Origin of the sequence: Haloarcula salina (assembly GCF_049603855.1) — an archaeon.
GTDB lineage: Archaea > Halobacteriota > Halobacteria > Halobacteriales > Haloarculaceae > Haloarcula > Haloarcula salina_A.
In genome coordinates this window covers 1,430,349-1,446,079 of the sequence record NZ_CP187146.1, presented here as the reverse complement: position 1 = coordinate 1,446,079, position 15,731 = coordinate 1,430,349, and the positions used below count along the sequence as shown (strand labels likewise).

Here is a 15,731-nt window from a genome sequence, read left to right as displayed (position 1 = left end):
TTGAAATACCACGAAACCGCTACCGGGGGCATGGCCAAATACTCGACCGGCAGCGGTGGCGACAGCGCCGGCGGGAGCTGTGAACTCTGTGGCAGTGAGGGCGGGGATTTGCAGACCGCCAACGTCGCAGGGGCGACCCTCCAGGTGTGCGACAGCTGTGCGCGCGACCACGGTGAGAACGACCGAACGGATACGGGTGGCGGCTCGTCCGACGAGCAAGAGCGGCGGCGCAAGGCCGCCCAGAACGCCGCCCGGATGCAGGACGCACAGAAGGGCGACCCCTCCCACTGGGAGGACGGCGCGGACTACGACGACGACCAGTTGCCGTACCTCGTCGGCGGCTACGGCGAGCGCGTGACCGAGGCGCGACAGGACGAGGGACTCCAGACCCAGGAACTCGCGGACGAACTGGACCTCGACGAATCGGACATCCTCGCCGTCGAACAGGGCCGTGCCACGCAGGCGAACGTGGGCGGCTCGACCATCAGGGCGCTGGAAAAGCGTCTCGACGTGGAGCTCGTCGAGTCCAACTGACCCCGATAATTTTGCCGCGGCCGCCCGTACCAGCGGTATGGACCTCTCCGCCGAGCAGCGGGCGATCCGCGAGACCGTCCGGGAGTTCGCCGTCGAAGACATCCGGCCGCGGGCCGCCGCGGCAGACCGCGAGCAGTCCTTTCCCGAGGACGTCTGGGACGGTCTCGCCGACATCGGCGTCACCGGACTGACGACGCCGGCGGCCTACGGCGGCTTCGACGCGGACGAGACCACCTACGCGCTGGTCAACGAGGAACTGGCGTACGGGTCGCTCGCGGTGGCGACGGCGCTGTCGGTCCACTGCCTCGCTACCTCGTGTCTCGCCGAGTTCGGCTCGGAGGACGTTCGAGAGGAGTGGCTGCCCGAGATGGTCGACGGCCGGCCGGTCGGTGCGTTCGCGCTCTCCGAGCCACAGGCCGGGTCGAACCCGCGCGGGATGACGACGACGGCGCGACGGGAGGGCGACGAGTACGTTATCGACGGGGAGAAGCAGTGGATCACCAACGGCGAGCGCTCGGGCGTCGTCGTGGTTTTCGCGAAGACCGACCCCGACGACGCCGACTCTATCACGCAGTTCCTCGTTCCGAAGGACGCCGACGGGCTCACCGTCGGGAAGAAGGAGGAGAAGCTGGGGCTGCGGGCGAGCGACACGACGGCGCTCCAGTTCGACGGCGTTCGAATCCCCGAGCGCTACCGGCTGACCGCGGAGGGCGAAGGGCTGGCCGCGGCGCTGTCGGTGCTCACCGCCGGACGCGTCGCCATCGCCGCACAATCAGTCGGCCTCGCGCAGTCGGCGCTGGACGAGGCCCTCGAGTACGCCCAGGAGCGCGAGCAGTTCGACCGGCCGATCAGCGAGTTCCAGGCTATCCAGCACAAGCTCGCGGAGATGGCGACGCGGGTGCAGGCGTCGCGGCTGCTGACGTGGGAGGCCGCGCGGACGCTGGAGCGCGGCGACGATGCGCGGGCGACGGCGAGCATGGCGAAGTGGTTCGCGAGCGAAAGCGCGGTCGATGTGACCGGCGAGGCGATCCAGATACACGGCGGCTACGGCTACACGACCGACTATCCGGTCGAGCGCCTCTACCGCGACGCGAAGGTGACCACCATCTACGAGGGGACGACCGAGATACAGAAGAACATCGTCGCCCGCGACCTGCTGGAGTAGCCGTCGCCGACCACGGCTGACGTTTCCACGATTGCCGGTGTCCGATGCGGAGGGGGCGAAGCGGTTTTGCGGCCGTCGCCCCTACGACCGAGCGTGACACACGACGCCGTCATCTACGACCTGGACGGGACGCTCGTCCGACTCGCCGTCGACTGGGACGCCGTCGCCGCAGACGTGGCGAGCGTCCTTCGGGAGCGCGACGTGAACCCGGATGGGCGGGGCCTGTGGGATATGCTGCACCTCTCCGATGAGACCGGCCACCGCGACGCCGTCGAGGCGGCGATAACCGACTACGAGCGCGACGGCGCACGGGACTCGGAGGCCCTGCCGCTCTCGGAGGGACTGCCCCACGGCGTCCCGGTCGGGGTCTGCTCGCTCAACGCCGAGGTGGCCTGTCGCCTCGCGCTGTCCGTCCACGACATCGACGACCACGTCGGTCCCGTCGTCGGCCGCGACTCGGTGGGGTCGTCCAAGCCCGACCCGGAAGGGTTGCTCGTCGCCGCCGACGAGATGGGCGTCGACCCGGCGGACGCGGTGTTCGTCGGCGACTCGGAGAGCGACCGGACGGCCGCGCGGCGGGCCGACATGGACTTCGCGTGGGCGAGCGAGTTCGATCAGCGCCGGTATCGCGCGTAGAGGTACGCGCAGACGGCGGTCACGAACCAGACGAGCGCGCCGACGCGGACGGCAAAGAGCGCCCGCGCGGTCCACGTCTGGAGCGAGATACCGACCGAAGCGAGAACGACGATGGGCGACCCGACGAGGATGGTCGTCACGAACGTCGTCTGCATGACCCAGCCGAAGTCGACGCCGTCCGGGTTCGTTTTCTCGACTGCTGGCACGTCTCCGTCTACTTCGACCCTCGGCAAGCCCCTTGCGGTTTCGCGGCCCGGGTCGGGAACCCGAACAGGTAAGAGGCCGGCGCGCCCCCGCACGGACATGCCAACGGTCCGGGACCTGCAGGCGATGGCCGGCGATGAGCCGATCACGATGCTGACGGCCTACGACGCCGTCACCGCGAGTATCGTCGACGACGCAGGCGTCGACGTCATCCTCGTCGGCGACAGCATGGGCAACGCCGTCCTCGGCTACGAGGACACCCTCCCGGTGACGCTCGACGAGGTGGCCTCCCGCGTCGGGGCCGTCGCGCGCGGCGCGGACGACGCGCTCGTGGTCGCCGACATGCCCTTCCTCTCGTTCGGGGCCGACGAGGCCGAGAGCGTGGAGAACTGCGGCCGGATGCTCAAAGAAGAGGGCGCGAACGCTGTCAAACTCGAATCGGGGCCCCACACCGTCGACCTCACCGAACGGCTCACCGACCTCGGCATCCCGACGATGGCCCACCTCGGCCTCACGCCCCAGAGCGTCAACCAGACCGGCTACACGCGGCAGGCGACCGACCGCGAGGAGGCCGAGGAAATCCTCGACCTCGCGCGCGAACACGAGGCCGCGGGCGCGTTTGCGCTCGTCCTCGAACACGTCCCGGCGAACCTCGCCGGGCAGGTGACCGAGGCCGTCGACATCCCGACCATCGGCATCGGAGCCGGCGGCGACTGCGACGGGCAGGTGCTCGTGTTCACCGACGTGGTCGGTCTCTCGGAGCGGAGTCCCCCCTTCGCGGAGCAGTTCGGCGACGTGCGAAGCGAAATCGCGGGGGCGGTCGGCGAGTACGTCGACGCCGTCGAGGACGGCGACTTCCCCGGCGAGGAACACAGCCACGCCGAGGACGAACTGGACGACCTCTACTGACCGCTTACTGGGCCGCCGGGGTCGGGTTGCCGGCCGCTGGGGTCTAGTCCTCGACCGCCGCGGTCTGATTTCCGGTCACTTCGGTCTGGTTCTCGACCCACGCGTCGTACGCGGTCTGATTCTTCACGACGACGGTGGCGTTCATCTTGCTGTGGCCCGATCCACACAGTTCGGCGCAGTAGAGCCGGTACTCGCCGGGCTCGGTCGCGTGCGTTCGCGCGGTCAGCGTCCGACCAGGGAAGATGTCCTGTTTGATCCCGAGGTCGGGGATGTAGATGGCGTGTATCACGTCGGCGGTCTGGAGTCTGAAGGTGACGTTCCGGTTCGCCGGGATGACGAGCCGCTCCTCCGTCGTCACGTTCGCCTCGGGGTAGGAGAACTCCCAGCCCCACTGGTAGGCCAGCACCTCGACCTCGTGGTCGTCGGCGAAGGCGTCATCGGGAGTCGACGCCTGGGCTGCGGCAGGCGTGATGTAGGGGTTCGCCATGACGACGAACGCGGAGATGCCGACGAAGACGAGTATCGCGCCGGTCGCGGCAGTCCAGGTGATTTCGAGCGCCGGGTCGTCGACGGTGGGGCTCGGGTCGTCGTTGTCGCGAAAGCGGTAGATGGCGTAGACGAGCGTCAGTTCGACGAACAGCGCCAGCGGCAGCGCGACGTACAGCAACTGTGCGTTCAGTTCGTCGATGGCGGCCCTGTTGACCGACTGCGCGGCGGCGGGCGCGGCGAGAGCGGAGAGACCCACGGCGAGGAGGCACAGTCGGAACAGGCTCCGGCGGAGACGCATTGGCGTGTAGTTCCAAGCGCGCTGTCAAATAACTTGGCCAGACGGCGATGGACCGGCCGGGGCCACGCCCGGTTTCGATTTCCCGCGTGGTTTTATACTCGTGCGCCTGTCAGGTTCCGGTAATGTGTCGCGTGACTGGAACGGTACCTGATTCGCCGCTGGGGCGGCCCCAGACATGCTGAACAGGGCCGCCGTCGAGGGAACGGCGCTCGCGGTCCTCGCGCTGTCGATGGCGATCGTGTGGATTAGCCACCGCAGGGCGTCACGGCCCGAGAGCGACGGGGGCTACACCACCCGCGAGGAGGTCCGCTTCGAAATCGGGCGACTCCAGTCGGCTGCGTACCGCTGGCTGACGACGACCAACCACCGCGACATCGGCCTGCTGTACATCGCCTTCGGGACCGTCGCGGCGCTGTGGGGCGGCATGGACGCGATGATGCTCCGGACGGAGCTGTTGACACCGCCCGCGGACATCTGGACGCCGGAGACCTACAACGCGCTCTTTACGACGCACGGCCTGACGATGCTGATATTCTTCGTCCTGCCCGTGTTCTTCGGCATCGGGAACTACGTGCTGCCGCTGCTCATCGGGGCCGACGACATGGCGTTCCCGCGGGTCAACGCCGTCGGATTCTGGCTGTTGCCGCCCGCGCTCCTGCTCGTCCGAATGGGGCTGTTGATTCAGGTGACCGGCCAGGTGCTCAATCTGTTCCTGCCCGAGGAGACGATCCGATTCTTCCTGACGGTCCGCGAGGTGAGTATCGGGTGGACGCTGTACGCGCCGCTGTCGGTCCAGCAGCCGAACCCGCAGATCGACATGCTGTTGCTCGGCCTGCACCTCTCCGGTATCGCGACTACCGTCGGCGCGATCAACTTCATCGCCACCGTCGCCTACGAGCGCGCCGAGGACGTGACCTGGGGGAACCTCGACATCTTCTCCTGGAACATGCTCGTCACCAGCGGACTCGCGCTGTTCGCGTTCCCGCTGCTGGGGAGCGCGCTCGTGATGCTCCTGCTAGACCGGAATCTCGGGACGACGTTCTTCGCCACGCAGGGCGGCGGCCCCATCCTCTGGCAACACCTGTTCTGGTTCTGGGGCCACCCGGAGGTGTACATCCTCTTTCTCCCGGCCACCGGCCTGATGAGCACGATCCTGCCGAAGTTCGTCGGCCGGAAGCTCTTTGGCTACCAGTTCATCGTCTACTCGACGCTCGGACTCGGCGTCCTCTCTTTCGGCGTCTGGGCCCACCACATGTTCACGACGAGCGCGGACCCGCGGGTCAAACTCTCTTTCATGGCGATTTCGATCGCCATCGCCGTCCCGAGCGCGATCAAGATCTTCAACTGGATCACGACGATGTGGGACGGCGACATCCGGCTCTCGGCCCCGTTCATCCTCTGTGCCGGCGGCATCGGGACGTTCATCATCGGGGGCGTCACCGGCGTGTTCCTCGCGGTGATCCCCATCGACATCCTCTACCACGGGACCTACTACGTCGTCGGCCACTTCCACCTCATCGTCGTCGGCATCATCCCGTTCCTGATGATCGCCGCGAGCTACTACTGGTACCCGCTCATCACCGGCCGGTGGTACGACACGCGGCTGGCCAAGTTCCAGTCGCTGCTGATAATCTTCGGCTCGTTCGTGACGTTCATGACGCTGCTGGTCATCGGCGGCCTGGGGCTGCCCCGCCGGCAGGCCATCTACCCGCCGGAGTACCAGCTCGCCCAGCAGATCGCGACCGTCGGCGGGTACGTCATCGGCCTGAGCGCCCTGCTGTGGCTGTACAACATGCTCGCCTCCTACTGGCAGGGGACGCCGGTGACGACGACCGACCCGTGGGGCCTCAAGCGCACCGGACAGTTCACCCGCGAGTGGCAGTGGTTCGAGAAGCGCATGATCGAGCGCTACGACATGGAGCCGAGCGAACCGGAGACGCGGCGACGCTCGTACGCGCCCGAGGGCGAGCCGACGGGGCTGGCCGGCGGCGTCGGGACCGTCGCCCAGACCGTCTCGCGCAACGCCTGGATGGCGGCCGTCGGCGGGTTCGTCGGGACAGTGCTGATGAGCGGCGGCCTCCTCACCGCCATCCTCATCGGCGTCCTCGACCCCGCCTCGTTCGGCGAGATATCCGAACTGGTCGGCCTGGGCGCGAACCAGACCATCGGCGCGGTCCTGTTCCTCGTCGGCGGGACCGTCACGTGGCCGCTGATATTCCTCGCGTTCTCCGAGTACCTGCCCGGCCGGCTGCTGTTCGAGACGGGGCTGGTGTTCGCGACGATCATCTCCAGCGGGTTCGCCATCGCCTTCTACACCGGCCAGAGCGGGCTCGCCTTCGTGGGCTATCTCACCTTCGTCCTCGTCTCGCACTGGGCGTACGGGCTCGGACTGACGGTGACGTTCCAGTTCCTCAAGTCCGACGAGGCGCTCCGGTCCGACGGAGGGACGTTCGGGCGATGAGTTCGGGGTCACAGTCGACGGTCTTCCAGTACGTCGCGCCCTTCGTCGGCGTGTTGCTCATCGCCGTCGGCATCGCCGGCGCGGTCCCGGGCGGCTACGCCATCCTCGAACCGGATCTGGAGAACTGCGGCAATCCGACCATCGGCGTCGAGTCGCCGGAGATGACCGCAGAGCGCTTCGGCGGCGAGACGCCGCGACCGCGGCTGGCGCGACTCGCGTTCGACGACCTCTCCGAGGCCGAACAGACCGCGTTTCGCGAGGCGCTCGACGACGCAGTCGGCGAGGCGCAAGTGGTGGGGTCCGTGCCCAACGCCGACGCGTTCCAGCGCGGCGCGATCGTTTCCTACGAGGGCGAAGACCACTACGTGACCATCGTGGCCGAGAACACGTGCTTTGCGGCCGCGCCGTTACAGTTTCCCCTCGGCGTGTTCGCCATCGCGCTGGGCTTTCTCGGCATCCTGACGCCGCCGCTGTACCGCCGACTCGTCAGACTGGAACAGCGAGCGAAGCGGTCCGAGTAAACGCCCGCTAGAGTTCCGCGCCGACGTACACCACGACGACCAGAAAGACCCAGACGAGGTCGACGAAGTGCCAGTACAGCGCCGTCGTCTGGATGGCCGTGTCTCGCTCCGGGTCGTAGTGTCCCCGCAGAGCGCGGGCAAACGCGATGCCGAGTAACACGACCCCCAGCGAGACGTGCAGGCCGTGCAGGCCGGTCAGGCCGAAGAATGCGCTCGCGAACACGCCCGAGGAGAGCGTGAAGCCCTCGCCGACGACGAACTCGTAGTACTCCAGCACCTGCCCGCCGAGGAAGACGACGCCGAGCAGGAGCGTTACCCCGAGCAGGCCGAGAAAGCGCCGCCTGTTGCCGTGTTCGAGCGCCTCGTGACCGTAGTGGAGCGTGACGCTGCTGGCCAGCAGCAGGGCGGTGTTGACCGCGACGAGCGAGCCGAGCAGGTGCGGGAGGTTCGCGGGCGGCCACGCGCCGACGCGGACGAAGGCGTAGTAGACGAACCCGGCGGCGAACGTCGCCACGTCCGAGATCAGGAACAGCACCATCCCGCCGGTGTAGACCTCCGACCCCGGTCCGGTGTGGTCCGCGAAGTAGTCCGCGACGAACGCCTCGTTGGCCCAGCCCGCGAGCCCGCCGACGAGCGCGAGCGCGCCGACGCTCCCGAGGACGAGCGCGACGATGGTGGGAACGAGCGTCAGCCCGACGAACGCGAGGCCGACGCCGAGATACAGCGAGGCGGCCCCGAGCGCTGCGACCAGCGGCCAGCGGCTCCGGTGCTCGTGGCCGTCGTCGCCGGCGTGGTCCGCGGCGACCTCAGTCGTCTCTGCCATGCGAGGGCGTAGCGGCGGGGCCGGTAAAACGATACCCCCGAGCGGTCGGGTCACCCGAATCTTTATCCCACCGTCAACCGACACCGGAAGTGTGGTTTACGAGACGGGCAACCGAACGGTAGACGAGGCCGTCGCTCGCGTGCTGGACGGGGACCGCCTCGACCGCCGGGACGGACTGGCGCTCATCGCACAGCCGGTCGACGCGCTCGCGGCCGGGGCCGACTACGTCCGCACGCGCCTCGGCGACGACACCGTCGACGCGTGTTCCATCGTAAACGCGAAGGCCGGCAACTGCGCGGAGGACTGCGGGTTCTGCGCCCAGTCGGTCCACTTCGACACCGGCATCGAGAACTACGGCTTTCTCGGCCCGGAGAAGATACTGGAAGCCGCACAGCGCGCCGAGCGCGACGGCGCGCAGCGCTTCGGCATCGTCGTCGCCGAGAAGGGCGTCTCGAAGGAGCGACGCCCCGAGGAGTGGGAGGAGGTCCTCGAGGCCATCCGACTCGTGCGCGACGAGACGGACGTGGAGGTCGACGCCAGCCTCGGCATCCTCACGGAGGAGGAAGCCGCCATCCTGGCAGACGAGGGGCTCAATCACTACAATCACAACATCGAGACCTCGCCGCGGTACTTCCCGGAGGTCGTGCAGACCCACACGTTCGAAAAGCGGGTCGAGACGCTCCGGGTCGCCAAGGACGCCGGCATGGACCTCTGTGCCGGCGTCATCCTCGGGATGGGCGAGACGCCGACCGACAGGGTCGACGCGGCGATGGCCCTCCAGGACATCGGCATCTCCTCGCTCCCGGTCAACATCCTGAACCCGGTGGCGGGGACGCCGATGGCCGAACGGGGACTTCCCGACATCACGACCGAGGAGGTCGTGAAAACCATCGCGGTGTACCGACTGCTCCACCCGGAGGCCCGCGTACGCCTGACGGGCGGGCGCGAGGTCAACCTCGACACGGACGGGCAGGTGGCCGCCCTGGAGGCTGGCGCGGACGGCATCCTCACCGGCGACTACCTCACGACCGAGGGTCAGTCGGCGGCCGACGACCTCGAAATCGTCGAGCAGGCCGGCCTGGAGCCCAACACCGAGGCCAACGACTTCGACCCCGAGGCGGTCAAAGAACGCGCGGCCGAGGAGACGGAGACCGAGACGGCAGCAGGAACAGCACAGACCAAATCAGAGCTCAAATCCGACGACTGACAATGGACGACATACGCTTTGCAGTGCTCGGAACCGGAGGTATCGGACGGCGGACGCTCGAAGTCTCACAGCATAAAGACGGTCTCACCGCGGTCGCGGCCTGTGACCGCAACGGCGTCGCTATCGACCACGACGGCCTCGACGTGGACGAACTGCTGGAGGCGACAGAGGGCAACATCGCAAGCGGGCCACAAGGCGGCGGACCCGACGACGTTGCGACCGATGGCGGTGCGGCCGCCGCCAGAGCCGACGGCGTCAAACAGCACGGCGAGCAGGCCGGCATCGTTGCCAGTTCACAGGGCGAACCCACGGAGACGCCCATCGACGACATCATCGCCGAAAGCGACGGAATCGACGCCGTCCTGCTGGCGCTGCCGAACCTCGAACACGACTTCATCCCGCGTGTGGCCGAGCGCTTCGCAGAGGCCGACTACGAGGGCGTGATGATCGACGTGCTCAAACGCTCCCGCGTCATCGGGATGCTCGACGACCGCGAGGCGAAACTGACGGAGTCGGGCATCACGTTCGTCTGCGGGGCGGGCGCGACGCCGGGCTTCCTGACCGGCGCGGCCGCGCTGGCAGCCCAGTCGTTCGTCGAAGTCGAGGAAGTCGAAATCTGGTGGGGCGTCGGCCTGAAGTCCGGCTACGAAGACAACCGGGGGACTGTCCGCGAGGACATCGCCCACCTCGACGGCTACGACATCGAGACGGCACGCGAGATGAGCGAGGCGGAAATCGAGGAACTCATCGACGAGCACGACGGCGTGCTGGAGTTCCACGACATGGAGCACGCCGACGACGTGCTGCTCGAGCGCGCGGGCATCTGCGACGCCGAGGACGTCCACGTCGGCGGCGTCCTCGACGTGCGCTCCGACGAGAAGCCGACGACGACGACGGTCAGCGTGACCGGGACGACCTTCGACGGGGAGACGGGGACGAACACCTTCCAACTGGACGACGCGACCAGCATGGAGGCGAACGTCAACGGCCCGGCGCTGGGCTACCTGAAGGCCGGCGTCCGCAACAACCGCGCGGGTCACTACGGCGTGTTCGGCCCCGCCGACCTCATGCCAGGGTTCTGAGCCGACGCGCTAGCGCTTCTCATGTCCCACGGATTCGACCTCGAACGGCGACTCGACCAGCGCGAGGACCGCGATCTCCGCCGACACCTGGACGTGGCGGAGGCCGTCACGGCGCGAACGCGGTTCGCCGACGACCCCAAGGGCGGCCCGCCGGACTTCGGCGAGGAGGCCGCCGTCTTCGCGTCGAACAACTACCTCGGACTCGCCGACGACGGGCGCGTCCAGCAGGTGGCCGAACTGGCCGCGCGGACCGTCGGGACCGGCGCGGGGGCCTCCCGGCTGGTCACCGGCGACACGCACGTCCACCGGGCGCTGGAGCGCGACCTCGCCGCCTGCAAGGCGGCAGAGCGCGCGCTCGTCTTCTCGTCGGGCTACGCGGCCAACGTCGGGACCATCGACGCGCTCGCGCCGGACGTGGTGTTCTCGGACGAACTGAACCACGCCTCGATCATCGACGGCTGTCGCGTGGGCGCGGGTGAGACGGTCGTCTACGACCACTGCGACGCCGACGACCTGCGCGCCGAGATGGCGGCGCGTGCCGACCACACGGACGACGCGAGCGACGAGCGGTGGCTGGTCGTCACCGACTCCGTGTTCTCGATGGACGGCGACATCGCGCCGCTGTCGGCCGTCTGTGACGCCGCCGACGAGTTCGGTGCGTGGGTGATGGTCGACGAGGCCCACGCGACGGGGCTGTTCGGCGACGACGGCGGCGGCGTCGTCCAGCGCGAGGGGCTGAGCGACCGCGTCGACGTGCAACTGGGGACGCTCTCGAAGGCGCTGGCGAGCCAGGGCGGCTACGTCGCCGGCGACGAGGCGCTCGTGGAGTACCTGCTGAACGCCGCGCGGTCGTTCGTCTTCTCCACCGGACTGTCGCCGCCCAGCGCCGCCGCGGCCCGCGAATCGCTACGGATCGCCCGCGAGACCGACCGGGTGGACGACCTCTGGGACACCGTGGAGACGCTGCGCGACGGCCTGGAAGGAATGGGCTACGAGGTCCTCGGCGAGACGCACGTCCTCCCGGTGCTGGTCGGCGACCGCGCCGACGCCGTGACACTTGCCGCCCACCTCGAAGAACGCGGCGTCGTCGCCCCGGCGATTCGCCCGCCGACGGTTCCGGAGGGGACGTCCCGAATCCGCGTCGCGCCGATGGCGACCCACACCGCCGACGACGTCGCGCGGTGTCTGGACGCGTTCAGGGAGGCCGGCGAGGAGGTGGGCCTGCTGTGACCGGCGGCGATAGCGAATCGAACGCGCCTCCCGAGCACTCTCTCGACGACGGCGTCTTCGTCGTCGGGACCGACACCGGCGTCGGCAAGACCGTGGTGACGGCGGGCCTGACCGGGTGGCTTCGCGAGCGCGGTCGGGACGCCGTCGCGGTGAAGCCCTGCCAGACCGGCCACCCACCTGACGACGACGCGGGGGTCGTCGCATCGGTCTGTGGCACCGACGACGCCGCTGTCTGTCTGCGCCGCTTCGAACCCCCCCTCGCCCCGGCGGTCGCCGCTGCGGAGACCGACGCCACCCTCGCATACGACGACATCCTCGACGGTGTCATCGACGCCGTCAATTCGTGCGAGACGGCCGTTGTCGAGGGGATCGGCGGCCTGTGCGTCCCGCTCGCGGACGGGCGGGAAGTGCTCGACCTCGTCGCCGACGCGGGGCTTCCGGCGCTCGTCGTCGCCCGGTCGGATCTGGGTACGCTGAACCACACGGCACTGACTGTTCGAACGCTGCGCGACCGCGGCGTTCCGGTCGTCGGCGTCGTCTGTAACCGGTACGAGGGGGTGACGACCGCAGAGCGGACGAATCCGGGCGTCATCGAGCGGATGACCGGCTGTCCGGTGTGGACCGTCCCGCCGCTAAACACGGCGTCAGGCGATCGCGTCGTCGACGGGATTCGTGAGAATCTGCCGGTGTCGCTGCTGAGCGGGACTGCCGAGTGAGAGGAACGACAGCAGGAGAACGGTCGTCTGAAGGGGATAGGACGGGGGGATTCCCCCGAACGTGTGACACTACGGAGCCGTGAGGCTCCATCCGTCCCTAAAACGCCGACAACTAAAATACCAGGGCACGTTTCATCTGGAAATTTCGGGTAATTCGCCGAGCCTGAAACGGTAGGAGTCGACTACCTCGCAACCGAAACAGAGGATCTATAGCTCGACAGACAGGAGGTCGGCCACGTCGACGCCGTCGTCGAGTAGTTCGCGCATACGGTCGATCGTGGCCTCGTTCCGGGTGCGACCCGTCCGGAGCACCTCCTCGACGCGGTCGATCGTCGTCCGCGTGTCGGACTGCACTGACAGAATCGGGACGTTTCGCTCGGCCGCGCGACCGACGACGGCACTCGCGGGCTGGAACCCGCCCGTGAGGAGGAGCGCCTTGACGCCGGAGGCTTCGAGCGCTGCGGTCTGGACCTCCGAGCGGTCGCCGCCGGTCACGACGACGGCGTCGCGCGTCCGTCGGAAGCGGTCGAGGGCGCTGCTCCCGCTCATCGCACCCACACTGAACCGCTCGATGTGCACGTCCGTGTCGGCCTCGCCCGTGAGGACGTCCGCACCGAGGCTCCGTGCGAGGTCGTCGACCGTGACGCCAGCGAGCGAGCGGTCCCGCGGGAGGATGCCGTGAACCGGCACGCCCTCACCTTCGAGGAACGGGACCACGTCGTCGGCGAGTTCGTCGACAGTGGCGTCGGTGATGCCGTTGAACAGGACGCCGGCCAGCCGGTCGCCGAGCGACCGCGCGGCCGACAGAATCTCGTCCGTGTCGCCCGACGTCCCGTAGTCCGAAACCAGCAGCACGCGAGCGTCGAGCAGTTCCGCGATGTCGGCATCGGTAAGGTCCACGATGCTCCCGGTCGAGAGGCTGTCGCTCCCCTCGACGAGCAGTAAATCGGTGCCTTCCGCACAGACCGCCGCGCTGTCGATGACGCGCTCGCGGAGTCCGTCGGGGTCTTCGCGGCCGCGGATGGCTTCCTGGATGAACGTCGGGGAGTAGACGATGGGTTCCATCTCGTGGATCTCGGTGTCGAGGTCCAGGAGCTCACGGGCGAGCATCGGGTCCTGGTCCCGGGTCTTCCCGACGGCGCTCTGGAGGCGCGTTCCCTTCGGTTTCATGTAGCCAACGTCGTGACCCGCATCGCGTGCGCGAGTGGCCAGCGCGAGCGTGATCGCCGTTTTGCCGATACCTTCCTCCGTCGACGTGACGAGTAGCGTGTTCGTGTCGGTCATAGTTCCTCCTGGTCGAGGGTGAGCCGCAGGTCGACCGCCTGGACCCCGTCGGGCGTCGCGACGAGGGGGTTGATGTCGAGTTCGACGATGGCCGGGAAGTCGGTGACGAGCTGGGAGAGGCGCTGGACGGTCTCGACGAGGGCACCCTCGTCGACCGGATCTCTGCCCCTGGCTCCGCGCAGCAGCGGCGCGGAGTCGATGTCGTCGAGCATCCCGCTCGCTTCGGATTCGCTCACCGGGGCGACCCTGACAGTCGTATCTTCGAGTACCTCGACGAAAATACCACCGAGGCCGAACAGCACCAGCGGGCCGAACTGCGGGTCCCGGTTCACGCCGAGAATCGTCTCGACGCCGCTGTCGAGATCGATGGTCTCCTGGACCTGCACGCCCAGTATCGTCGCGTCCTGCTGGTAGTTACGCGCCCTGACGACGAGGTCCTCGTAGGTGTCGCGGACGTCCTCGACAGAGACGCCGACCTCGACGCCGCCGATGTCGGACTTGTGCAGGATGTCGGGGCTGACGATCTTCATGACCACGTCGCCGCCGATGTCCTCCGCGACGGCCTCGGCCTCGGTCGGCGAGGAGACGACCGACCCCTGCGGCGTCGGAATCCCGTAGGCGTCGAGGAGGTCCATCGCCTCGACGCCGAGCCGGTTCGAGTCGCGCCGGGCCGCGGATTCGAGGATCTCGCGGGCGCGCTCGCGGTCCACGTCGAAGGTCGTCGGCTCCTCGTAGGTCGTCGACTGTATCTCGCGGTAGCGCCGGAGCGCGTCGAGGCTCCCGACGGCGCGTGCGGGGTCGAAGTAGTTCGGGATGCCGGCCTCGCCGAGGACCGCCGCGCCAGCGCCGACCGACTTCCCGCCCATCAGCGTCGCCGCGACGGGCGTGCCGAACCGCTCCTGTGCCGAGGCCACGCATTCGGCGAGGTCCTCGAAGGAGAGCACAGCGGTCGGACAGGCGACGACGGCGGCCATCGAGACGTTGTCGTCGGCCAGTACGATCTCCAGCGCGCGCTCGAAGCGCTCGGCGGGGGCATCCCCGATGATATCGACGGGGTTGTAGATGTTGGCCTCGTCGGGCATCTCCTCGCGAAGGCGCTCGAACGTCTCGTCGCCGAAGTCGGCGAGCGTGAGGTCCGAGTCGCCGACGGCGTCGGTCGTCATCACGCCCGGGCCGCCGGCGTTCGTGACGATGGCGATTTCGTCGCCGTCTGGCAGGGGCTGGCCCGAGAGTATCTGCGCGTAGTCGAACAGTTCCTGAACGGACTCGACGCGGAGCGTCCCGGCCTTGTCCAGGCCGGCCTCGTAGGCCCGCTCGGACCCCGCCATCGCGCCCGTGTGGGAGGCCGCCGCGCTCGCGCCCGCGTCCGTGCGACCGGACTTGACGAGCACGATCGGGGTCTCCTGTGTCACCTCGCGCGCGGTCTCGACGAACTTCGTCCCGTCGTTGATGTCCTCGAGGTAGCCCAGTATCACGTCCGTCTCGGGGTCGTCGCCCCATTCCGCGACGAAGTCGCCCTCGTCGAGCACCGCCTTGTTGCCCAGCGAGACGATGTCCTTGAAGCCGACGTCGCGCTCGGCGGCCCAGTCGAGGACGGCCGTGATAAACGCCCCCGACTGGCTCATGAAGGAGATGTCACCCTCGCTCGCCATTTCGTTACCGAACGTGGCGTTGAGTCCGACGGGCGTCGACATGACGCCCAGACTGTTCGGCCCGACGAGGTTCAGGTCGTACTCCCGAGCGACCTCGCGGAGCCGACGCTCGCGCTCGGCCCCGTCGCTCCCGGTCTCGCCGAACCCGGCGGTGATCACGACGACGTTCTCGATACCCGCCTCGCCGGCGTCCGCGATCACGTCGACCGCCACCGTCGGCGGTACGACGACCACGGCCACGTCGATCGTCGCCGGCCTGTCGACGGCGTCGAAGCCGTCGTAACACGTCAGTCCCAACACCGTGTCCTTGTTCGGATTGATCGCCACGATCTCGCCCGTGTACGAGTCGAGCAAGTTCGCGGTGACCGCGCGACCGACGGATCCCTCCGAGTCGGTCGCACCGACCACTGCGACACGCTCCGGCGCGAACAGCGTCGATAGTCGTCCCATGCCTCTATCCGGTGCTTCCACCGGACCCCGAATATAGCTGGTGGGGAGATCCCAGACCCCGAGAATATGG

General features: G+C 68.4%; 15 protein-coding genes. 10 read left to right on the top strand and 5 right to left on the bottom strand.

Annotated elements, in window-relative coordinates; genetic code table 11:
• The first annotated feature begins 30 nt into the window (after positions 1-30).
• The 3 genes from ACOZ4I_RS07500 (at position 31) to ACOZ4I_RS07490 (ending at position 2,335) form a co-directional block, all read left to right on the top strand.
• On the top strand, positions 31-534 hold the full coding sequence (locus ACOZ4I_RS07500; protein WP_424004559.1) for a helix-turn-helix domain-containing protein: 504 nt from the start codon (positions 31-33) through the stop codon (positions 532-534).
• A 37-nt stretch (positions 535-571) separates the two neighbouring features.
• Positions 572-1,699 carry an acyl-CoA dehydrogenase family protein gene (locus ACOZ4I_RS07495; protein WP_424004558.1) on the top strand — a complete coding sequence of 376 codons (1,128 nt, stop codon included), beginning with the start codon at positions 572-574 and terminating at the stop codon, positions 1,697-1,699.
• A gap of 93 nt (positions 1,700-1,792) precedes the next feature.
• Positions 1,793-2,335 carry an HAD family hydrolase gene (locus tag ACOZ4I_RS07490; protein WP_424004557.1) on the top strand — a complete coding sequence of 181 codons (543 nt, stop codon included), beginning with the start codon at positions 1,793-1,795 and terminating at the stop codon, positions 2,333-2,335.
• Here ACOZ4I_RS07490 and ACOZ4I_RS07485 read toward each other — a convergent pair.
• Entirely contained in the window at positions 2,314-2,541 is a 228-nt protein-coding gene (locus ACOZ4I_RS07485; RefSeq protein WP_424004556.1) for a DUF5822 domain-containing protein, read from the bottom strand. The two genes, ACOZ4I_RS07490 and ACOZ4I_RS07485, sit on opposite strands and share 22 nt — an antisense overlap.
• Before the next feature lie 97 nt (positions 2,542-2,638).
• Here ACOZ4I_RS07485 and panB point away from each other — a divergent pair, with 97 nt between their 5' ends.
• A complete protein-coding gene (gene panB / locus ACOZ4I_RS07480) occupies positions 2,639-3,448 on the top strand; it encodes a 3-methyl-2-oxobutanoate hydroxymethyltransferase (RefSeq protein WP_424004555.1) in 810 nt (269 codons plus the stop codon).
• Positions 3,449-3,491: 43 nt separating this feature from the next.
• On the opposite strand, the gene coxB is transcribed toward panB, so the two are convergent.
• Complete coding sequence (coxB, locus tag ACOZ4I_RS07475; RefSeq protein WP_424004554.1) at positions 3,492-4,235, bottom strand: cytochrome c oxidase subunit II; 744 nt, start codon at positions 4,233-4,235, stop codon at positions 3,492-3,494.
• A 175-nt stretch (positions 4,236-4,410) separates the two neighbouring features.
• On the opposite strand from coxB, the gene ACOZ4I_RS07470 reads away from it, so the two are divergent.
• The gene (locus ACOZ4I_RS07470) at positions 4,411-6,696 is read left to right on the top strand and encodes a DUF6789 family protein (RefSeq protein WP_424004552.1); all 2,286 of its coding nucleotides are present in this window, start codon (positions 4,411-4,413) and stop codon (positions 6,694-6,696) included.
• Positions 6,693-7,217, top strand: a complete 525-nt coding sequence (locus ACOZ4I_RS07465) for a hypothetical protein (protein ID WP_424004550.1) — start codon at positions 6,693-6,695, stop codon at positions 7,215-7,217. The genes ACOZ4I_RS07470 and ACOZ4I_RS07465 overlap by 4 nt, the downstream gene beginning before the upstream one ends.
• A 7-nt stretch (positions 7,218-7,224) precedes the next feature.
• Here ACOZ4I_RS07465 and ACOZ4I_RS07460 read toward each other — a convergent pair whose 3' ends face one another.
• Entirely contained in the window at positions 7,225-8,040 is an 816-nt protein-coding gene (locus ACOZ4I_RS07460; protein ID WP_424004548.1) for a cytochrome c oxidase subunit 3, read from the bottom strand.
• 91 nt (positions 8,041-8,131) lie between these two features.
• Between ACOZ4I_RS07460 and bioB the strand changes: the two genes are divergently transcribed.
• From bioB to bioD, 4 genes are read left to right on the top strand one after another with little or no spacing between them, the layout of a single operon-like run.
• Positions 8,132-9,247 (top strand): biotin synthase BioB, encoded by a 1,116-nt coding sequence (bioB, locus tag ACOZ4I_RS07455; protein ID WP_424004546.1) that lies wholly within the window; start codon positions 8,132-8,134, stop codon positions 9,245-9,247.
• 2 nt (positions 9,248-9,249) lie between these two features.
• The gene (locus ACOZ4I_RS07450) at positions 9,250-10,329 is read left to right on the top strand and encodes a transcriptional regulator (protein WP_424004544.1); all 1,080 of its coding nucleotides are present in this window, start codon (positions 9,250-9,252) and stop codon (positions 10,327-10,329) included.
• Between the two features lie 21 nt (positions 10,330-10,350).
• Positions 10,351-11,559 (top strand): aminotransferase class I/II-fold pyridoxal phosphate-dependent enzyme, encoded by a 1,209-nt coding sequence (locus ACOZ4I_RS07445; protein WP_424004542.1) that lies wholly within the window; start codon positions 10,351-10,353, stop codon positions 11,557-11,559.
• Complete coding sequence (gene bioD, locus ACOZ4I_RS07440) at positions 11,556-12,275, top strand: dethiobiotin synthase (protein ID WP_424004540.1); 720 nt, start codon at positions 11,556-11,558, stop codon at positions 12,273-12,275. Before ACOZ4I_RS07445 ends, bioD begins: the two co-directional genes overlap by 4 nt.
• A 207-nt stretch (positions 12,276-12,482) precedes the next feature.
• On the opposite strand, the gene ACOZ4I_RS07435 is transcribed toward bioD, so the two are convergent.
• Both ACOZ4I_RS07435 and acs read right to left on the bottom strand, forming a co-directional pair.
• Positions 12,483-13,559, bottom strand: a complete 1,077-nt coding sequence (locus ACOZ4I_RS07435) for a phosphotransacetylase family protein (protein ID WP_424004538.1) — start codon at positions 13,557-13,559, stop codon at positions 12,483-12,485.
• Positions 13,556-15,661 carry an acetate--CoA ligase alpha subunit gene (acs, locus tag ACOZ4I_RS07430; protein ID WP_424004536.1) on the bottom strand — a complete coding sequence of 702 codons (2,106 nt, stop codon included), beginning with the start codon at positions 15,659-15,661 and terminating at the stop codon, positions 13,556-13,558. Before acs ends, ACOZ4I_RS07435 begins: the two co-directional genes overlap by 4 nt.
• Between the last annotated feature and the right edge of the window lie 70 nt (positions 15,662-15,731).